Genomic DNA, 22,067 nt, shown 5'->3' with positions numbered 1-22,067 from the left:
ACTATAATGAATAAAAACTTTAGGCATTTAAGACACTTTAAACTAAAAACCTGCATCCTCTTGCTAGCAATAGCATTAACAGGATGTGGCGAAATTAGCAAAACACGCACCATAAAAATAGCTCATGGACTAGACGTAAACCATTCCGTGCACAAAGCCATGGTAGAAATGGGAAGAGACCTAGAAGAACGATCAAACGGGAAAATGACATTAGAAATTTACCCCAGTCAACAACTAGGTACCGAACGCGAATGCCTAGAACTTCTACAAATAGGAAGTTTAGATATGACCAAAGTATCAGTAGGCGTTATGGAAAATTTTGCGCCCAAGATGAAAGTCTTTGGAATCCCTTACCTGTTTAGAAACAGGCAACATTCATTTGATGTATTAGATAGCGCAGTAGGAAAAGAAATCTTAGACGATGGAGAGCAATACTGGTTAAAAGGTCTAGCCTATTACGATGCAGGAAGCAGGAGTTTCTATACCAAAGACAAGCCCATAAACGCCCCAGAAGATCTGGCAGGTTTAAAAGTACGCGTAATGGAAAGTGTAACTGCCATAAATATGGTAAAAAGCTTTGGAGGATCGCCAACACCCATTTCCTGGGGAGAATTGTACACCTCGTTACAACAAGGCGTAGTAGATGGTGCCGAAAACAACCCGCCCAGTTTCTATCTGTCTCGCCATTACGAAGTATGTAAATATTATTCATTAGACGAGCATACCGTACTACCAGACGTATTAGTAATAGGTACCCATAGATGGAATACCCTATCACAACAAGAACAAGAATGGTTACAGGCATCCGTAGACAAATCAGTAATCTATCAAAGAAAACTATGGGCCGAAGCCGAAGCCGAAGCATTAAGAGAAGTAGAAAAAGCAGGCGTAACCATAATAACACCTGATAAAACATTATTTGAAGAAAAAGTAAAGGGCATTTATGAAGAATATAAGAAAAATCCAGAATTAACCAGCATCATAGAAAAGATACACGATATCAATTAAAACTATGATTCCAACAAACTAAAAAGCGACATGAATTTAAGAGAAAAAATTGATAAGGTTTTAGGCCGCGTTCTCATAATAATAATGGCCGTAATGGTCATAAATGTACTGTGGCAGGTATTTACAAGATTTGTAGTAGGCACCCCCAGTTCATTTACCGATGAATTGGCCAGATATTTAATGATTTGGATAGGCGTTTTAGGAGCAGCTTACGTATCAGGTCGTAACATGCACGTAGCCATAGACGTATTGCCATCAAGAGCAAGCAGTAAAAACAAAAAAAAGATATTGCGTTTAGTGTACATAATCATAATAGTATTTTCCTTTTTAGCATTAGTAGTAGGAGGTATCAGGTTAGTTTACATTAGTTATCTACTAGGGCAAAGTTCGCCAGCATTACAAATACCACTAGCATTTGTTTATTTAGTAATCCCCATTAGCGGTATTTTAATCATTTATTACAAAACATCAGACCTTCTAAAAAAATAATGTTATGGAATATATACCAGTATTAGTATTAGTAATCAGCTTTTTATTTCTCCTATCAATAGGTACTCCAGTAGCATGGAGTATAGCCATTTCAGCAGTATTAACCATGTTGGTTAGCATATCTCCAATGGCAGCATTTACAACAGTATCGCAGCGTATGGGCACCGGGTTAGATAGTTTTGCCCTGCTAGCCATCCCCTTCTTTATACTCTCGGGGCAATTAATGAACAAAGGCGGTATAGCCCATAGGCTCATAGCCTTTGCCAAAACATTAGTAGGGTCACTTCCAGGGGGTTTAGCATTAATAAACGTAATAGGCGCCATGTTAATGGGAGCCATTGCCGGATCAGCCATGGCATCAGCATCAGCTATGGGAAGTATCTTAGGGCCAGAAATGGAAAAAGAAGGCTATTCAAAAGAATTTGGTGCCGCCGTAAACATTACATCAGCAACCACTGGATTAATCATTCCGCCAAGTAATGTACTAATAGTATATTCCTTAGCAAGTGGAGGTGTATCCATAGCAGCCCTGTTTTTAGCAGGATACATTCCAGGAATACTAACAGGCTTGTTTTTAATGATTGTAGCATCCCTTTGGGCCAAAAAGAAAAAATACAAACTGGGCGAACGCAGCAAACTAAAAGAGGTAGTAAAAACATTTATAGATGCCGTACCAAGTTTGTTCCTATTAGTAGTAGTAATAGGAGGTATCGTTACCGGAATCTTTACAGCCACAGAAGCATCGGCCATAGCCGTACTGTACACCCTCGTATTAGGGTTTATATACAAAGAAATATCATTTAAGTCCTTGCCAGAAATATTATTAGAGTCATCAGCAACCACAGCCATCGTAATGCTGTTAATAGGTGCCTCCATGAGTATGTCTTGGGTAATGTCTTATGAAAACATACCACAAAATATAAGCTCCGTATTGTTGAGCATTAGTGAAAATAAAATCATCATCCTATTAATCATTAACCTATTGTTATTGTTTGTAGGGGTGTTTATGGACATGACACCAGCCGTATTGATTTTTACACCCATATTTTTACCCGTAGTAGTAGAATTAGGAATGGACCCCATCCATTTTGGAATTATCATGGTGCTAAACCTATGTATAGGGCTGTGTACACCACCCGTTGGTTCCGTGCTCTTTGTTGGTGTAGGCGTAGCCAATACCACCATAGAAAAAGTAGTAAAACCACTCATGCCCTTATTTTTAGTAATGATTATAGCCTTGTTTTTAGTAACCTACTTACCAGAGTTAAGCCTATGGTTACCTAGAGTATTTGGGTTAATAGAGTAATAAAGTTGAAAAGAAATAAAGAAATAAAACACCAAAAAAGCATAAAAGTAGCAAAGTTGCTTGTTGTTGCAAGCTCCTAAAAGGCAAAGCAATCCCTTAAAAAACCAGAACAACTTTACAGCTTTAAAAACCAAAGTAAAAACAGAATGAAAAAATTAAACAGACAAAATGTTGGATTAGAAGAAAAGCTCCCAATAAAGATCGTACAATTTGGAGAAGGTAACTTTTTGAGAGCTTTTATAGGATATGCGTTTCAAGAATTAAATAAAGCAGCCAACTTTAATGGTGGTATTGCCGTAGTGCAACCCATAGACAGAGGTTTGGTAAAAATGCTTAATGATCAGGATGGTCTGTACACCCTATTTATGAAAGGGGTAAAAAAAGGACAAGAAATTCAAGACATAGAATTAATATCCAATATTGTAAAAGGCGTAGACCCTTATGCCAATTTTAACGATTATATAAGCCTAGCCAAAGAAGCATCATTAGAGTTTATAATATCCAACACCACCGAAGCTGGGATAGCCTATGTAAGTACAGATACTAAAGACATGCAGCCCCCAAGCTCTTTTCCGGCAAAATTAACCGTACTGTTGTACGAAAGATTTAAGCATTTCAATGGCGATGCCAGTAAAGGCCTTACCATCATTCCATGCGAACTTATAAACTATAACTCCGATACATTAAAAGAGATTATTTTAAAATATATAGCAGATTGGAACCTAGGCGAAGACTTTAAAACATGGCTTTTAGAAAACAGCACCTTCCACAATACCTTAGTAGATAGAATAGTGCCCGGTTATCCAAAAGATGAAATAGAAGCTTACAATAGCCAATTAGCATACCAAGACAATTTAATAGTAGCTGCAGAAGCATTTTTACTATGGGTAATAGAAGGAGGCGATGACCTAAAGGCAAAGTTACCATTCAATAAAACCAAACTAGATGTTAAGATTGTAGACGATATGCAACCTTACAGAACCAGAAAAGTTCGTATATTAAATGGGGCGCATACCGCAATGGTGCCATTCTCAATACTATATGGAAACAAAACCGTAAAACAATCTGTAGACAATCCATTTACAGGAGCATTTATTAGCAAGGCCGTATTTAATGAGATTATAGATACCCTAGAAATGGACCGTGACGAATTAAACAGTTTCGCCGATGAGATTTTCGACCGTTTTAGAAACCCGTTTATTATTCACAACCTATCCAGTATAGCCTTAAACTCAGTATCTAAATTTAAAGTAAGAGTACTGCCAAGTTTATTAGAGTATGCAAATATGCACGGCAAAGTGCCAACCCATTTAACCTTTGCATTTGCAGCACTAATACGTTTTTACAAAGGTACTTGGCAAGGTGAACAACTACCCATTAACGATAGTGAAGACATAGTGGCAAACTTTGCAAAAATATGGGAGCTTAACAATTATACCGAAATAGCCAAAGCCGTATTGAGCAATGAAGCCTATTGGGATGAAGATCTCACAAAAGTTGAAAACTTAACCGAAGCCATTGCCCTAGCTTTAGAAGAAATAGAGGCAAATGGCATAGAAGCAGGATTTACAAATTACAGTAAAAAGTTTTAAGTTTTATAGTACAACTATAATATACAATAAAAATGCAGAAAAAGATTATAAAAGTAAATGCATCAGACAATGTAGCAGTTGCCTTAGTTAATTTGAAAGCAGGCGATGTTGTCTCCTTTGAAGGAGAAGACATTCACATACTTTCAGATACAAAATCAAAACACAAAATAGCATTAGATACATTTGAATCTGGCGACAGGATCATTATGTACGGTGTTCTAGTAGGAACAGCAAATGGTACAATAAAAAAAGGAGATGTATTAACAATAGAAAATGTAAAGCACCAAAGCGAAAAGGTGCATGGCAAAACAGAATCATTTAGCTGGACCCCACCAGATGTTGAAAAATGGAAGCATAAAACCTTTTTAGGTTACCATAGAGAAGATGGACAAGTAGGAACAGAAAACGTTTGGTTGTTCTTTCCATTAGTCTTTTGTGAAAACAGAAACATAGAAATACTAAAAGACATTTTTGAAAAAGAGCTTTTAAAGCAAAAAGTGAACCCGCACCAAATGTTACTTCGTTCCCTAGTAGGTGGTGCAGAAGAAACAGCCGTAGCAGAAAAATCAGCCAATGTTTTCAATAACATCGATGTAAAATTTATAACCCATCCAGGAGGTTGTGGTGGTATTAGACAAGACTCAGAAAGTTTGGCCAAACTATTGGCAGGCTATGTAAACAATCCCAATGTAGCAGGAGCTACAGTTTTAAGCTTAGGGTGCCAGAATCTTCAAATAAGTGTATTTAAAGAAGCATTAAACACCATTAACCCAAACCTAAACAAACCCATTCTAATTTATGAGCAACAGCAAATGGGGACCGTTGATGATATGCTTACAGCCATCGTAAAAGATTCCTTTGAAGCCATTAAAAAAGCCAATCAGATAGAACGTAAACCAGCACCCTTATCAAAATTACGAGTAGGTTTAGAGTGTGGTGGATCCGATGGGTTTTCTGGAATATCTGCAAACCCAACATTAGGAGCCGTTTCAGATATGTTGGTCGCATTAAACGGTATAGCCGTATTGGCAGAGTTTCCAGAACTTTGTGGCGTAGAGCAAGAATTGGTGAATCGATGTGTTGATGATGAAGATGGCAAGAAGTTTTTAGAATTAATGAAAGCCTATGAAAAATCTGTAGTAGATGCAGGTTCAGGGTTCGATATGAATCCATCACCAGGAAACATCAAAGACGGATTAATCACCGATGCTATGAAATCGGCCGGTGCAGCCAAAAAAGGAGGGACCTCACCTGTACAAGATGTTTTAGACTATGGTGAGTACATTAGTAAACCAGGTCTTAATTTATTATGTACCCCGGGGAATGATGTAGAAAGTACCACAGGATTAGTAGGTTCAGGAGCCAATGTCGTGCTGTTTACAACAGGATTGGGAACACCAACAGGCAATCCAATAGCACCAATAATAAAAGTATCATCCAATACAGAGCTTAAAGAAAGAATGCCTGATATTATAGATATCGAGACTGGAGCTGTGATACGAGGCGAAAAAACAATTGAAGAAATGGCCGAGGAACTATTAGATTTTATTATTGATGTAGCCAGCGGTAAGGTAACAACCAAAGCTAAGTTGTTAAATCAAAATGATTTTATTCCATGGAGACGAGGAGTTTCTCTATAAAGAGATATAAAATACACTATAAAAAACCCCAAGATTAGTATCTTGGGGTTTTTTATAGTGTAAACCTTGGGTTATATCAATTCATTTTTTCACTCTTCATCAAAACGGGCGACTTTAAAGATGATTTTCTAACAATCAATTCAGGCGATAAAATCACTTGCTTATCAGACCGAATGTTTTTACCGTTGTTAACTTCCTCTAAAAATACATTGGCAGCAATTCGTCCCATTTCAATAGGAGATTGATCTACCGAAGTTATAGAAAGTTCCATAAATCGCGTAAATGGTTCGTTGCTAAAACCAATAACACATATATCCTCAGGTATTCTTAGGCCATTTGCTTTAATTTCTTGGATGGCACCCAACGCAGTAAAGTCACTAGCAGAAAAGATGGCATCAGGAGGGTTTTTCATATTTAAAAACTTCTTAGTCGTTTTTCTTCCCTCAATAACCTTGCTCATGGTTTCTACAACAAGGCTTTCATCAAATTCCAGCCCACTATCCAAAATAGCCTGCTTATAACCTAAATATCTATTCTTAAAAATTTGTAACGAACGGAAGTTAGATAAATGCGCAATACGTTTACAACCTTGACTTATTAAATGCATGGTCGCTTCGTATGCGCCCTTATAGTCATCAATGGTCACCGAACTAATACCTTTAATGTCTTTCTTCCTATCAAAAAATATTAAAGGAACATTTTTTCTGATGAGTTTATTAAGGCTTTCGTTATTTTCTTGCTTAGAGCTGGATACCGATATTAAAACACCATCCACCTGAGCATTTAATAACGAATTGATGTTTTCTTTCTCTATATGCTCTTGGTCATGGGTTTGACAAATAATAACATGGTACCCCCTAGGGTATAATTCTTCCTCAATACCACGAATAACCGAAGCAAAAAAGTTACTATCAATACGCGGGACAACAACACCTACATTAAAACTTTTGCCACTTTTTAGTGCTTGGGCAAGTTTGTTCTGTTCATAATTCATTTCTTTTGCCGTTTCAGCAACAAGCTTGCGGGTGGCTTCACTTATCTTAGAATTACCGTTTAAAGCCCTAGAAACAGTTGCAGCAGTAATGTTAAGTTTTTCTGCAATGTCGTATATGGTGGTTTTTTTCTTCATTTAATATCTAGCTATATTTTGCAAAAGTAAATTAATTAATTAAAATCCAAAGTATTAATATTTCGATGTTATAGAATAAGTCTTACGATAAATATTAATTTTAAGTTAAAAAACACGTGTTTGTCAAATCATTATTTTTTGTTTTGATATTTCGCCAAATTAATAATACAGACTTTTTTTTTTAAATTTCCCATAATTTCATTGCAATATATATATTTTTTTCTATTTTTGGTAATCGATTACATTAATTACACGGTTGAATAAATAATATACATGCTTATTATTGATCATAATAAGCTAGATTATTACGGTCTTATTCAGTGTAATCGATTGTTAAAAAAAATATCAAACTAAACTAATTTAAAAATGTATGCCTATGCAGAAAAAAGACTCTTTAAACTTAAACTCACATTCAAACTTAAAAAAAATTCAAACCAAACTAAACTAAATAAACTAGTATGAAAGCAAAAAAAATGAATGCTAAGTATTATTTCTTTTTATTAGGGATATTACTTTACTTACCAATTTATGCTCAAAACGCATTAAATGTTACAGGTACGGTTACCGATGAAGCCGGCGTACCTTTACCAGGGGTTTCAATAATTGTCAAAAACACAACAACAGGTACTGCAACAGATTTTGATGGAAATTACACCATTAGTGCAAATTCTGATGCTGTTTTGGTTTTTAGCTATTTGGGCTACAAAACCCAAGAGGTTGCTGTTAACGGACAATCTACAATTAATTTAAACATGGCAGAACAAGCCGGCCAGTTAGATGAAGTGGTTGTAATTGGTTACGGTAGTACTACAAGACGAGATGTAACTGGTGCAATTGCTTCTGTAACAGGTGAAAAAATTGCTGCAGTTCCTGTAGCAGATGCAGCACAGGCTATACAAGGTAAACTACCTGGTGTTCGTGTAACAACACAAGATGGTCGGCCAGGAGCTGATATTGCCATTCGTGTACGTGGAGGAGGCTCTATTACACAGAGTAACCAACCGCTTTTTATTGTGGATGGATTTCCAGTAAGTACAATTAGTAACATACCAGGTAACCAAATACAAAGTATTGATGTGTTAAAAGATGCATCTTCAACGGCCATTTATGGTGCACGTGGAGCAAACGGGGTTATCATTGTAACCACAAAGAGTGGTAGAACAGGAAAAACCAAAGTCACTTATGACGGGTATACGCAGTTTAGTGTGATTCCAGAATATGTACCAGTGATGGATGGTTACGATTATATTGCGTATAACTGGGGTTATGCCGCAGCAATTGGAGACAGCTACAAAGAAGGTTGGGAACAATTATGGGCCATAGGTGGTTTTGAAGGTAGTAATTCAGCAGGTATTGATTATTACAAAACAGTTCCTAGTCGTGATTATACTAAAGAATTATATAATGATGCCTTCACACATAATCACAACTTCACTGTTTCAGGAGGTACTGAAGACACAAAGTATATATTGGCTGTAAATTACTTGGATCAAGAAGGTAACAAAGTAAGATCTTTTTATGAAAGAGCTAACGCGTCATTTAGATTAGACCAAAAATTAGGTGATAAATTAGAACTATCTATTAATACAAGATTCCGTCAAGTAAAAACAGGTAATAATGATGGTAATTCAACCGCTTATTATTTCCGACCTATTGATTCTCAATACATACAAGGTGAGAGTGACCAAACAGTTAACACTATATTAGGTGATTATATTAACTTACTTCAGGATAGATATAGTCCAGTTGCATTACTAAATGATACAGAAAGTGATAGAGTAAGTCGTGGCTTGGTTGCTAATACATCTTTAAGTTGGGAAATTATACCCGGATTAACTGCTAAAACAAACTTAAGTTTAAGCTCAAGTTGGGATCGAAATAATACTTGGGATGGAGCCACTGCTAGTGGATATTTGGATGCTGATGGTAATGCAACCTTTGGTGGTGATGCTAGAGTTCGAATGGGACAAGGGTGGAATTACCGTTGGGTAAACACTTTGAATTATGAAGTACAAGGTTTAGGAGAAGACCATAAATTAAGTGCCTTAGCTGGTTATGAGGTAGCAGACTCTGGTTCTGAATCTACGGATATTAGAGGGGATGGATATCCTGTATCTTTTGACGCCGAGCGTGCTTGGGCTAATATGAATTCATACCGTAGAGAAGAAGGCTCAGAGTTCTTCTCGTTAAACTCATCTGGAGGAGTGCCTAATCGTCTGCAGTCTATATTCGGACGTCTTAATTATGGATATAAAGGCAAATATTTATTAACAGGAACATTCCGTGCGGATGGATCTTCTAAATTTGCACTAGGAAATCAATGGGGATATTTTCCAGCAGGAGCTTTTGCTTGGAGAGTGTCTGAAGAAGATTTCTTAAGTGATGCCAGTTGGATCGATGATTTAAAGGTGCGTTTCTCATACGGTTCAGTAGGTAATGATGGTATTAGTGCTGAATTATGGAAACAAAGTTGGGAGCCTAGTACAGTAAGATGGTCATTAAGTGATGTAAGACAACAAGGTTATGCTCCAGGAGATTTACTGGCTAACCCAGATTTAAAATGGGAAACAACTATTACAAGAAACTTGGGTATTGACTTTCAGTTGTTTGGAGGTAAATTAAGTGGTACACTTGAATTGTACAAGAACACTGTTAAAGATTTATTATTGGTAACACCTACTTCACCACTTACAGGTTTTCCGTTTACAATGGATAATATAGGACAAACCAGTAATAAAGGTATAGAGCTGTCTTTAAGTGGTGATATCATAAAGTCTGAAGATTTTAATTTAATGGCAAGTTTTAATATCAATATTAACAAGGGCAATGTTGATGAGTTAGATGATAGTGTAAACGGAACTTATAGTTCAGGTTTTGGTGGGGTATATTTTTACCCAAGACAAGATTACTTCTTTGAAGAAGGTAGTCCTGTAGGCTTGTTCCGTGGATTTGTTCATGATGGATGGTATACTACTGATGATTTTGATTATGATCCTTCCACACAAACTTATACAACTAAGGCGGGACAGCCATCAATACAAAGTGGTGTTTTAGGAACTGTATATGGTACAACAGCTAACAAACCTAGTGGCCAAGCTGAATACCCTGGTGTTCAAAAACTTAAAGACCTTAATGGTGATGGCGTGATTAATGACGATGATATTACTGTTATAGGTGATGCTAATCCAGATCACACAGGAGGCTTTAACCTTTCAGGTAATTATAAGAACTTCGATTTCAACTTTGATTTCACTTGGAGTGTAGGAAACGATATATATAATGCCAATCATGTAAATGCTTATTTGGGTAATAAAGAATCTGGTTTGTTTAGAAACAGATTAGATGAATTATCTGGGCACTATAAGATTTATGATATTGTAAATGGACAATTAGTAAATGTTGTAGAGCCAGCTGCTTTAGATGCGCTTAATGCCAATGCAACAACCTTCTTACCTTATCCAGAAACGGCGGTAGCCTCTACGTTTGGCATAGAGGACGGTTCGTTCTTAAGATTAAACACATTTACATTAGGATATACAATTCCTCAAAAAGTAGTTGATAAATTTGGAATCAATAGATTCCGTCTATATGGTTCAATTTATAATGCATTTACTATTACAGGGTATGATGGTTTTGACCCTGAAATAAATGTACAAGAATCAAGAGGCATTAATGCGAATGCAAATAATCAAGGTGGGTATCCAACCCCTGGGCTTGATTTAAATGCATATCCACGACCACGCACATATACATTTGGTTTGAATATTGAATTTTAATAAAAAAAGAAATTAATTATGAAAAAATTATTGTATTTATTGCTCACCGTATTCCTAGTACTAGTGAATACTTCGTGTGAGAAAGATTTTCTGGTGGTGCAAAACCCATCCAGTGTAGATGAAGACTTTGTGTTTGGTTTCCCAGAGGAGGCCGATAAAGTATTAGCAGGGATGTATGACATATGGCATGACCTAGATAAAAGGTTATTTTATGATGTGTCGTCTGTAGGATCGGATTCAGAGCATCATCCAGAGCCTTATACTGCACAAGCACGTCATATACCCATGGGACTTTTTCCTGTACCATATCCTATTGATGATGATGCCCATAGAGATACTTGGTTGGAATGTTATCAATTAATTAATAGAGCCAATATAGTAGCTGAGGCTATTGAAGACAAAGCAGAATATCAAGATGCCGTGGCATCAGGTACAGCCAATGCTTGGACGCATTTATACGGTGAGGCACTTTGTCATAGAGCTACCAATTATAAATTATTAATAAAGTATTTTGGTGATGTACCATATTTTGATTATGCTATTAGAAGTACAGGACAGACAGATACATTAGGGTATACTATACGTGATCATATTTATGAAAATGAAATTGAAGCACTTAAACAAGCAGTGCCTTTAATGTATAACTTAGGTGAAAATGGGGTGACTGCCGAAAAATTCTCAAGAGTTTATGGTAATCAAGTAATTGCAAGATTGGCTTTTGATGCTGCGGGTTACCAGTTACGCCGTACAGACTTTGATTATGGAGGTATTTCTTTCGATCAGTGGGGTCAAGAAAGTTCAGAATGGCAATGTAAATATGTTAGAAATAGTAACTGGCAAAGTTTTATGCAAATAGCCAAAGAATATTATTTAAAGGTAGTTAATGATTCTGGTTCAGCTTATTTAATTGAAACAGATGAAAGAGGCCCAGAATTTGATAATCCCTTCCAAAGAAACTTCCAGTATCTATTAGATTTGGAGGTAAGTCCAGAATCTTTATTTGAGTGTGGTTATACACGTACTCAAAATTCAGACTGGCCATATTCTTGGGGACGTCCTTCGGGAGGAGCTGGGTCTAACGACCATCCAAACAAATGTTACGGACAAGGTCGTATAAATCCATATTATTATTATTCAGATTTTGATCCAGATGATAAGCGTCGTGAAATCACAGCTTGTATAACTGGTAATACTGGTAAAGCTGGTGAAATATTAATGAGCTGGGTTCGTGGTAACCGTGAAAGAGGAGGCTTAGCTTCTAATAAATTTGATGAGGCTCGTATGTCTGATCCCTATATTCCAAGACAACGTCAATCTGGGGTTAACTGGCAACAAGTACGTATGGGAAGTGTAATGCTTTATCTTGCTTATGCCGCCGCCGCGACAGGTGATGAGGCAACAGCTAAAACATACTTCAAAAAAGTACGTGCACGTGCATTCTCAGCAGCAGATCAAGCAACTAAGGTGAATGCTTATGTAGACGGAATGTCTGGCAATGCATTATTAAGAGGTATTGAGCAAGAGCTTAAATTAGAAACTGGAGGAGAAGGTGTAACGCGTTGGGATATGGTTGTTTTTGGTACTATGCCAGAAAGAATTCAAACCATGCGTGATAATATGAGAGCTATGATTGCAGGTTTAGCTGCGGATGGTTATTACACATTTGACAATGGTGATCAAATTTCAAATTATGTTTGGACTAAAAATGTTGCTATTAAAGACATAGATCCTAGTTTAGACCTGTTAACGACAAAAACACCAGATGGGCTTACAGAAGCAGATCCAACTTATCCTGTTTTAGTGCCAGGATGGCGAGGAACCAATAATGGTTGGGCAGATTATTTGGCAACATTATCTGCCGAAGGACAGAAAAATCATTTGGCTATTAGAGGTCTGTACAGTTATATAGACCCTGCTGGCCCAGTTGCTGCAGCTCTTGAAGCAGATGGCTACACTAAGGCAAATTGGGGAATCAATCTTGTTGACAATGTGGTAGAATATACGGATGATTTATTCTTAGGGTATCCAGATGGTTCTTATGCAGCCGGTGTACCACCACGTTATATTATGCCTTTATCTGGAGATGCATTACGTACTTCCAACGGTAACTTAACTCAAGGATACGGACACGCTTCAGAGTAGTATTTTTGAAGTATGAGTATATTTAAATAGTATCTATATAAAAATAATAACCCGCTCATTATGTAGCGGGTTATTAATTATATAGAAGTTTAAATGAGAATTTTCAACATTGAAATTATGAAATTAATAAAGTGTGTATGTTTCATTGCCATTTACAGTACTATCCTGTTGGTGAGTTGTAAAAATGAAACGAAACAAAGTAATAAACTTGATGATAATACTGTTAAATCAGTTATATCAGATACCTTAAAATGGTCAGATCGTATGGCACTTTCCATTATGAAGCGTAATCCTGAAGTTTGGGATATTGACCACCGTGAGGCTCCTAAATGGGACTACAAAATCGGTTTGGTTTTAAAAGCTTACGAGAGGCTATATAAAGCAACCAATAACAAAGCGTATTTCAATTATATTAAAGCTTATGCAGATACTATGATTGATAGTACAGGAGCCATAAAGGGCTATGAACTGGAAAGCTATAATATTGACTTGATAAACCCAGGGAAGCTCCTTTTTAATCTATATGATGAAACCCAAGATGAAAAATACCTAAAAGCATTGAAACTTTTAAGAAGTCAGCTAGATGGACATCCAAGAACACCATCAAATGGCTTTTGGCATAAAAAGATATACCCCAACCAAATGTGGTTAGATGGCCTATATATGGGGGAACCATTTTATGCACGCTATACAGTCGAATTCGAATCGGGTGAAAAACTCGATGATGTCGCTCACCAATTTAAACTCTTGCACGATCATACACTTGATGAAAAAACAGGTCTGTATTTTCATGCTTGGGATGAAAGTAAGCAAATGGCTTGGGCAAATAAAGAAACTGGTACAGCACCAAACATTTGGTTAAGAGCGTTGGGATGGTATGCTATGGCATTAGTTGATGTGTTGGATTATTTCCCTGAGGATCATCCTAAACAACAAATGTTGGTTGGTTATCTAAACGAATTGGCAACAGCAGCCATTAACTTTCAAGATGTATCAGGCTTATGGTACCAGGTGCCAAATATGCAAGATAGAGCGGGTAATTATTTAGAGGCTTCGGGCTCAGGTATGTTTGCATATGCCTTTGCTAAAGGCGCACATAAAGGGTATTTGCCCGAAAAATTCGAAGCAGTAGCCAATAAAGCTTTTGATGGCTTGGTAAACAAACTAGTTAAGGTAGATGATGATGGTGAGATTCATTTAACACAAATTTGTGGAAGCGCAGGACTGGGAGGAGATCCATATAGAGATGGATCTTTTGAATATTATATGAGTGAAAAAATAATAACAGATAACTCACATGGGTTAGGACCATTTATGATGGCTGCCCTAGAGTTAAACAGATAAAAAGTGATTTATGGATCCAATATTAATTATATTAATAGGAACTGCTGTCGTACTATTTTGTATTATCGTATTGCGAATGCATGCGGTTATTTCATTATTGTTAGCAGCTTTAGTAACGGCATTATTAACACCTCCTGAACTTATTTATAATTTTGCATTAAACAGTGGCATGTCTGAGCAAGGCGCTATAGATTTATCTAAGGTTTCACTAGGTAAACGACTTGGTGTTGCCTTTGGAAATACCAGTGGAAAAATAGGAATCTTAATAGCTTTGGCTTCTGTTATAGGAACTGCATTAATGCGAAGTGGAGGTGCAGAACGTATTGTAAGAGGTATTTTGGCATTATTTGGGAAGAAGAATAGTTCCGTAGCTTTATTATTCAGTAGTTTTACATTAGCCATTCCTGTATTTTTTGATACGGTGTTTTATCTTATGATTCCGGTAATTAAATCCATGGGGATTAAAAATCCTAAAAAGTTCAGTCTGTATTTAATGGTTGTTATAGGTGGTGGTGTTATGGCTCATTCTTTAATTCCTCCTACCCCCGGGCCTTTGTTTGTAGCTGAAACCATGAACATAGATTTAGGAGTAATGATGATTGGAGGCTTAGTAGTTGGTTTAATTACAGTACTTAGTGGTTATGGCTATGCCGTGTGGGCTAACAAACGATGGGATTTACCAATGCGTAGTACACCGGATATCAGTATTGAAGAACTTAAGCAAATATCGGAGAAAGATAACAAAGACTTGCCAAATATATGGTTGTCCTTATTGCCAGTATTACTTCCTATTATTTTAATAACAGGAAATACTTTTTCAAAAATGCTAACAGAAGGGCGAACAGATTTAAGTGCATTTCAAACAGGTTTAACCTCTGCCTTTTCTGTTTTAGGCGATCCCAATATTGCATTATTCATTTCTGCATTGATAGCGATGTACTTAATGTGGACACGGGTAGCAGATATGGATAAATATAAAAAGTATATTTATGAAGCTTTAACCAGTGCCGGTATGATTATATTAATAACTTCGGCAGGTGGTGTATTCGGACAAATGTTGCAGCAAACAGGAGTTGGTATTAGAATACAAGAGTTATCTTCAAATTACCAAATGGCCATTTTACCTATGGCGTTTCTTATAACGGCAGCAGTTAGAACAGCTCAAGGATCTGCAACTATAGCTATGGTTACAACCATAGGGATTATGAGTGGTGTTGCAAGTGCAGGACTGGCATTCCATCCTGTTTATCTAGCCTTAGTGATTGGATGTGGTTCTAAGATATTTGCATGGATGAACGATAGTGCTTTTTGGATTATTACCAAAATGAGTGGTATGGAAGAAAAAGAAACCATTCGCCATTTTTCATTTCTATTAATGGTTATGGCATTTTCTGGTTTAATAGGTGTTATGATACTTTCTAAGTTATTTCCTTTTGTATAAGCAAAATAATGAGTAAAAATATTTTAATAAAAACAACGGACAAGGATAATGTTGGTATAGTAGCTAACGAACTTGGTATGCAGAAAGGAACATGGCTTGAATATGGTTTTGCTCTTTTAGAATATGTGCCCAATGGGCACAAAGTTGCTCTACAGGATATTAATGAAGGACAGGCTATAATACGATATGGAGCAGTAATTGGTTATGCTGATAAAGATTTAAAACAAGGCACTTGGGTAAATGAAACCAATATAATATTACCTAAGTCTCCCGAATTGCAATACATATCAATGCCAGAGTTTAAACACCAAGAAATAGAACCGTTAGAGGGTTATACTTTTCAAGGCTATAAGAACCATGATGGAAGCGTTGGTACAAAAAATATTTTAGGGATAACCAATAGTGTACAATGTGTAGCGGGACTTACCGAGTTTGTAGTAAAGAAAATAAAGCAAGACCTCTTGACACAATATACAAATGTAGACGATGTGGTGGGGTTAAGTCATTCTTACGGATGTGGTGTGGCCATTGATGCTCCAGCAGCCGTTGTTCCTATAAGAACCATTCAAAATATAGCAACAAATCCTAATTTTGGAGGCGAGATAATGGTTTTAGGATTGGGGTGTGAAAAATTACGACCAGAGCGTTTAGTTCGAGAAGAGCAAGACACTAACCATAAAGATAGTATTGTTTATATGCAAGATGAATCCTTTCACGGATTTAATGAAATGGTAGATGGTATTCTAGAAACAGCTAAGGTTCATTTAGAAAAATTAAACAAGCGTAAAAGACAAACGTGTCCAGCTTCTGACTTGGTAGTGGGTATGCAATGTGGAGGTAGTGATGCTTTCTCAGGTTTAACCGCAAACCCTGCTGCAGGATTTGCAGCCGATTTGATTGTTAGAGCGGGCGGCAGTGTTATGTTTTCTGAGGTAACTGAAGTTAGAGATGCCATACATCTATTGGTGCCTAGGGCTGCTAGTCCAGAGGTAGCCAAAGCGCTCATAGAAGAGATGCAGTGGTATGATGATTATTTGCAAAAGGGACAAGCCGATCGCAGTGCCAATACATCACCTGGAAATAAAAAAGGGGGTTTAAGCACCATTGTTGAGAAATGCTTGGGCTCTGTTGCCAAATCAGGAACAACACCTATTGTAGATGTTCTAAAGCCCGGAGAAAAAATTAGGAAAAAAGGATTAATATTTGCAGCTACCCCCGCTAGTGATTTTGTTTGCGGTACTCTGCAATTAGCTTCTGGAATGAATATGCATGTATTCATGACCGGAAGAGGAACTCCTTATGGATTATCTATGGTACCTGTTATTAAAGTGGGCTCTAATTCCAAGCTAAGTAATAGGTGGTTTGATTTAATTGATTTTGATGCTGGTAAAATAGCAACAGGAGAAAAAACAATCGAAGCCATGGGTTGGGAGTTGTTCCATATGATATTGGATGTTGCCAGTGGAAAAAAACAAGTAGCTTGCGATAAGCTAGGAATTCATAATGATTTGGTTTTGTTTAATCCAGGACCATTAACTTAAAAATAAAACAAATAATAATATTAAAATGAAATCAAATTTAGAAAACATAAAAAAAGCACTAGGAGATGGGTTATTATCATTTCCAGTAACAGATATGGACAGTAAAGGGCAGTTTAATGTTGCTACTTTTGCAGACAGATTGGAATGGTTTATAAGCCATGATGTTTCTGCAATATTTGTAGCAGGAGGCACAGGTGAATTCTTTTCATTATCTAGAGAAGAATATAAAAGCATAGTTAAAGTAACTGCTGAGACTGTACAAAACCGTGTTCCAACAGTTTCTAGTGTTGGGAGAAGTATTCCAGAAGCTATAGAATTTGCATCTATAGCTGAAGAGGCAGGAATAGATGCCTTGCTTTTAATGCCACCTTATTTAACAGAATGTGCCAAAGAAGGCGTGTATGAGTATGCTAAAGCAATTATGCAAAACACCAATTTACCTGTTATATACTATAATAGGGCCAATGGAATTCTTCCAGCAGAATATGTTGCTAAGCTTACCGAGGAATGCCCTAATTTTATAGCCCTCAAAGATGGAACAGGTAATATGGAAGCGTTAAATACTACTATTAAAACTGTTGGAGACCGTTTGGTTTATATTGGAGGAGTACCAACCGCAGAGATTATTTCTGAAGCGTATTTGTCAATAGGAGTGAATACGTATTCTTCGGCAGTATTTAATTTTGTGCCAGATTTGGCCAACCATTTTTATAAATCGTTACGTGCCGGAGATACAGAAACTGTTCGTATCATTATTAAAGAATTTTTCATGCCTTTTGTTAAACTAAGAAGTAATTCACAAGGATATGCTGTTAGTTTAATAAAAGCAGGTGCCAAGTTAATAGGTAAAAGCGCAGGTGACGTGCGAGCACCATTGCCTATTCCAAAACCGAATGAAGTAGCCGAGCTTCAAAAGTTAATTGATAAGCAAACAGAATTATTAAAATAGAATTTTAATGAGTACAGATAAAACATTTTATGGCATCAATGCCTTTACTAATGAACCTTTAGAAGGAGCATTTATAAGTGCCAGTGAAGAACAGGTTAATAAAACCGTTGAAGCAGCAGCAAAAGCTTTTAACGATTATAGAAAAAAGGATAAAGATAGTATTGCAGACTTTTTAGATAAGATTGCCGACGAGATAATGAATTTAGGAGATGCTCTTTTGCAAAGATGTCATTTAGAAACTGCATTGCCAATAGGCAGGCTACAAGGTGAAAGGGGTAGAACCGTAAATCAACTAAAATTATTTGCAACGGTAGTTAGAGAAGGCTCTTGGGTAGATGCAAGAATAGATACAGCCATGCCAGATAGAACACCTATGCCACGGTCTGATATTAGACATATGCTTCAGCCATTAGGTCCTGTAGCCGTATTTGGGGCCAGTAATTTTCCAATGGCTTTTTCTGTTGCTGGAGGTGATACGGCATCGGCTTTAGCTGCCGGTTGCCCTGTTGTAGTAAAAGGACACAAAGCACATCCTGGAACTGCAGAAATGGTATCTAAAGCCATTTTAAGAGCTATAGAAATTTGTGGCATGCCAGAGGGAACCTTTGCATTACTTCATGGTAACTCAAGAGATGTTGGTGAAAACCTGGTAAAGCATCCTGGAATAAAGGCCGTAGGGTTTACTGGATCCTATGGTGGTGGTAAAGCTTTATTTAATTATGCAAATAGCAGGCCAGAGCCTATACCTGTTTTTGCTGAAATGGGCAGTACAAACCCGGTATTTATTTTGCCCAAAGCTTTAGAAGAAAGGGGCGAAGCTATTGCGGCAGGCATGGTAGGGTCTATCACATTGGGTGTTGGCCAATTTTGTACCAATCCAGGACTTTCATTTGTTCAAAAATCAGACACTATCAGTAAGTTTTACAGCAAATTAAAAGATAGTGTTAGTGAAGCACCATCTGGAACTATGCTTACTTCAGATATGCTAAAAGCCTTTAATAATGGAGTAAAAAACACCTTGGCCGTTAATGATGTTGAAGAGTTTGCGGTTGGTTTGACAAGTGATACATCCAATAGTGCCACTCCAAGAATATTTAAAACATCTATTGGTAATTTTAAGGAAAATGAATCTTTAGCAGAAGAAAACTTCGGACCTTCAAGTGTGTTAGTGGAAGCCTCTACCAAAGAAGAAATATTGGAAGCTGCAAGAAATTTAGAAGGTCACTTAACAGCAACCATTCATGGTACTGATGCCGATTTTGAAGAATACAAAGAGCTATTTAGTATTTTGGAGTTAAAAGTGGGACGTATTGTTATAAATGGTTATCCTACAGGCGTAGAAGTATGCCATGCTATGGTACATGGTGGACCATACCCGGCAACTACAGCACCACAATCAACGTCCGTTGGTACCACTGCAATAAGACGTTTTGTAAGACCAGTATGTTATCAGGATTATCCTGATTTCATGCTGCCGGACGCCCTCAAAGCCGAAAATAAACTCGGAATCTGGCGTCTTGTAAATGGAACTATGGAAAAATAATTGGAGGTGTATACCTTAAAGTATCGAAGGTATGTATCTTAAAGAGTAGCAGGTGTATACCTTAAGGTGTTTAAGGTATACACCTGCGATTGTTTTAGGTTATTTTGATATTATATTAATATCCAACCAATGTTTAAGTGTTTCTGGCCAATACTTACTAGTACCTGCGCGACCTAATCCAAAACCATGACCGCCAGTTTCATAAATATGCAATTCAGCATGAACACCATGTTCCTTGAGTGCTGATACATATTGTATGCTGTTCTCTAGGGGAACGGATTTATCATCGGTGGCATGAATTAAGAAGGTAGGCGGGGTTTGGCCGTTTATTTGTTTTTCATTGGAATAGGTTTCTATGAGTGCTTCATCTGGGTTATCTCCTAGAAGATTCTTTTTAGAGCCATTATGAGTCACACCATCCGCCATCGAAATAACTGGGTAAATAAGAATAGAGAAATCAGGTCTGGCACTCGTGGTATCTTTTGGTGTGTATACATTGTCGGCATAATGTGTAGAAGCCGTGGATGCTAAATGACCACCAGCTGAAAACCCCATAACCCCAACCTTGTTAGGATTTAAATGCCACATTTTAGCGTTTCGTCGTACTGTACGAATCGCTTCTTGCACATCTTGTAGGGGGCCAATGGTCTTATTATTCATAATGAGATCACTGGGCAATCGGTATTTCAAAACAAACGCATGTATGCCAATGTCATTAAACCACTTGGCAACCTTTAGGCCTTCTTTGTTAAAAGATAAATGGGAATAACCCCCACCGGGGCAAATAATTACCGAAGCACCATTGGCTATATCAGCATCAGCTAAAAAAACAGTTAAAGTAGGGATAGACACTTTACTAATCCCATTAATTTCTTCATTGTCAAAATAAGTATAAGCTTCTACATAATCCTTATTAACTTTAGAATTTGGAATACCATCTGGCCAAAGGCTTACCTCTTCTTGAGCGTTTGCAGTTAAATTTACAATTAGCATAGCAACAATAAGTGCGGTTGGTATTGATGTTATATTTAGTATCATATCTTAAGTTTATAAATTTCTGATCCTGCTAATAGAAAACAGCCCAATCCATAATCCTCAAAATCAGGAACTTTGTCATAGGATAGCGGTTGACCGTCTTTAGGTTCTTTTCCTGTAGATTGTAAATAGCCAATAAAACCATTGTCGTGCAATGCATCCTTGGTAAGGGCATTCCAAGCTTTTTCTATAACAGGAAGATATGTTTTTTTATCTAATATGCCATTGTTAATGCCGTAGGCCATGGCGTAAGTAAAAAGAGAAGTTCCTGATGATTCTTCACCTCCAAAATGGTTAGGGTCGTGCAGACTAACATTCCAAAAACCATCTTTTCTTTGAATGGGAACTAAGGCTTTGGCCATAGCCTTTAAATCTTCAACATACTGTGCTCTGTGAGGCGTATTTTCGGGAATGATAGCTAGTACTTTAGCCAATGCAGCAATTACCCAACCATTGCCTCTGCTCCAATAACAATCTTCGCCATTTGGCTCTTTGTATGGCGGATCAAAATCACCGTCACGCCACCAAAGTCCATCGGCTTCATTAAATAAACCATGATCGCCATGATAGTTTCTTGTGTACATGTACATCTCGTACATTTTTTCAAAATAACGATCATCTTTTTCTAAAACACCAAGTTTAGCAAAAACAGGCATTCCCATTTGTATGGCATCTATCCAAGACCAGTCATCCAACTGTGGTGTATTAAGTAGCATGTTTATACAAGCTTTGGTGTTTTTTAATTTCTTAGGGTCTGGCTCTAAATTGTATAGATCTATATAGGTTTGGGCCGCACAGTAATTGTCCGCGTTACGGGTAGTATTGCCTCTGTGAAATCCCCATCTATGGAATTCGGACCAAGAAAATGCATAATCGTAATAAGTTTGGTCTGGATATATTTCGTGTAAAGCCATAAGACCTTCATAATACACACCACGTGTCCAAATATGGCTAGGGCGTTCTTTATTGGTTATAATAGTTTTGCCAACATCTGGCCATTTATCCATAAAGTATTTATTGGCCAGCTGCATGTGCGCCAAGACTTCTTTTTTATTAAAGGGTTGCTGCGCAAAGGCTGATATTGATATTATAAGGCACAGGCTTAAAGAGAAAAGGTTTTTTTTCATTTTAT

General features: G+C 37.1%; 15 protein-coding genes. 12 read left to right on the top strand and 3 right to left on the bottom strand.

What is annotated here, in order from left to right; all coding sequences use genetic code 11:
• The first annotated feature begins 6 nt into the window (after nucleotides 1–6).
• The 5 genes from AC5SR4_RS03810 to AC5SR4_RS03790 all read left to right on the top strand — a co-directional run bounded on the left by AC5SR4_RS03810 (nucleotide 7) and on the right by AC5SR4_RS03790 (nucleotide 6,035).
• Nucleotides 7–1,008 (top strand): TRAP transporter substrate-binding protein, encoded by a 1,002-nt coding sequence (locus AC5SR4_RS03810; RefSeq protein ID WP_495358214.1) that lies wholly within the window; start codon nucleotides 7–9, stop codon nucleotides 1,006–1,008.
• Nucleotides 1,009–1,038: 30 nt separating this feature from the next.
• Nucleotides 1,039–1,497 carry a TRAP transporter small permease gene (locus AC5SR4_RS03805; protein WP_495358213.1) on the top strand — a complete coding sequence of 153 codons (459 nt, stop codon included), beginning with the start codon at nucleotides 1,039–1,041 and terminating at the stop codon, nucleotides 1,495–1,497.
• Between the two features lie 4 nt (nucleotides 1,498–1,501).
• Nucleotides 1,502–2,803: a TRAP transporter large permease gene (locus AC5SR4_RS03800; protein ID WP_495358212.1), complete on the top strand. Its 1,302-nt coding sequence runs from the start codon at nucleotides 1,502–1,504 to the stop codon at nucleotides 2,801–2,803.
• Nucleotides 2,804–2,949: 146 nt separating this feature from the next.
• Entirely contained in the window at nucleotides 2,950–4,395 is a 1,446-nt protein-coding gene (locus tag AC5SR4_RS03795; RefSeq protein WP_495358211.1) for a tagaturonate reductase, read from the top strand.
• A 32-nt stretch (nucleotides 4,396–4,427) separates the two neighbouring features.
• Nucleotides 4,428–6,035 (top strand): UxaA family hydrolase, encoded by a 1,608-nt coding sequence (locus AC5SR4_RS03790; protein ID WP_495358210.1) that lies wholly within the window; start codon nucleotides 4,428–4,430, stop codon nucleotides 6,033–6,035.
• Nucleotides 6,036–6,111: 76 nt separating this feature from the next.
• On the opposite strand, the gene AC5SR4_RS03785 is transcribed toward AC5SR4_RS03790, so the two are convergent.
• Nucleotides 6,112–7,164, bottom strand: a complete 1,053-nt coding sequence (locus AC5SR4_RS03785; RefSeq protein ID WP_495358209.1) for a LacI family DNA-binding transcriptional regulator — start codon at nucleotides 7,162–7,164, stop codon at nucleotides 6,112–6,114.
• A 458-nt stretch (nucleotides 7,165–7,622) separates the two neighbouring features.
• On the opposite strand from AC5SR4_RS03785, the gene AC5SR4_RS03780 reads away from it, so the two are divergent.
• The 7 genes from AC5SR4_RS03780 (at nucleotide 7,623) to AC5SR4_RS03750 (ending at nucleotide 19,900) form a co-directional block, all read left to right on the top strand.
• Nucleotides 7,623–10,940 (top strand): SusC/RagA family TonB-linked outer membrane protein, encoded by a 3,318-nt coding sequence (locus AC5SR4_RS03780; protein ID WP_495358208.1) that lies wholly within the window; start codon nucleotides 7,623–7,625, stop codon nucleotides 10,938–10,940.
• Nucleotides 10,941–10,958: 18 nt separating this feature from the next.
• Nucleotides 10,959–13,082: a RagB/SusD family nutrient uptake outer membrane protein gene (locus tag AC5SR4_RS03775; protein ID WP_495358207.1), complete on the top strand. Its 2,124-nt coding sequence runs from the start codon at nucleotides 10,959–10,961 to the stop codon at nucleotides 13,080–13,082.
• 117 nt (nucleotides 13,083–13,199) lie between these two features.
• Nucleotides 13,200–14,426, top strand: a complete 1,227-nt coding sequence (locus tag AC5SR4_RS03770) for a glycoside hydrolase family 88/105 protein (RefSeq protein WP_495358206.1) — start codon at nucleotides 13,200–13,202, stop codon at nucleotides 14,424–14,426.
• Between the two features lie 10 nt (nucleotides 14,427–14,436).
• A complete protein-coding gene (locus AC5SR4_RS03765) occupies nucleotides 14,437–15,867 on the top strand; it encodes a GntP family permease (protein WP_495358205.1) in 1,431 nt (476 codons plus the stop codon).
• 8 nt (nucleotides 15,868–15,875) lie between these two features.
• The gene (gene garD / locus AC5SR4_RS03760) at nucleotides 15,876–17,408 is read left to right on the top strand and encodes a galactarate dehydratase (protein ID WP_495358204.1); all 1,533 of its coding nucleotides are present in this window, start codon (nucleotides 15,876–15,878) and stop codon (nucleotides 17,406–17,408) included.
• 25 nt (nucleotides 17,409–17,433) lie between these two features.
• Complete coding sequence (locus AC5SR4_RS03755; protein WP_495358203.1) at nucleotides 17,434–18,357, top strand: 5-dehydro-4-deoxyglucarate dehydratase; 924 nt, start codon at nucleotides 17,434–17,436, stop codon at nucleotides 18,355–18,357.
• Between the two features lie 7 nt (nucleotides 18,358–18,364).
• Complete coding sequence (locus AC5SR4_RS03750; protein ID WP_495358202.1) at nucleotides 18,365–19,900, top strand: aldehyde dehydrogenase (NADP(+)); 1,536 nt, start codon at nucleotides 18,365–18,367, stop codon at nucleotides 19,898–19,900.
• 99 nt (nucleotides 19,901–19,999) lie between these two features.
• Here AC5SR4_RS03750 and AC5SR4_RS03745 read toward each other — a convergent pair whose 3' ends face one another.
• Both AC5SR4_RS03745 and AC5SR4_RS03740 read right to left on the bottom strand, forming a co-directional pair.
• Nucleotides 20,000–20,938: an alpha/beta hydrolase gene (locus AC5SR4_RS03745; RefSeq protein WP_495358201.1), complete on the bottom strand. Its 939-nt coding sequence runs from the start codon at nucleotides 20,936–20,938 to the stop codon at nucleotides 20,000–20,002.
• Complete coding sequence (locus tag AC5SR4_RS03740) at nucleotides 20,935–22,062, bottom strand: glycoside hydrolase family 88/105 protein (RefSeq protein WP_495358200.1); 1,128 nt, start codon at nucleotides 22,060–22,062, stop codon at nucleotides 20,935–20,937. The genes AC5SR4_RS03745 and AC5SR4_RS03740 overlap by 4 nt, the downstream gene beginning before the upstream one ends.
• Nucleotides 22,063–22,067 lie beyond the last annotated feature (5 nt).

This window comes from Aestuariibaculum scopimerae (assembly GCF_059428085.1).
Note: the sequence above shows the minus strand (reverse complement) of the source record. Positions and strands in the feature narration are given on the sequence as shown.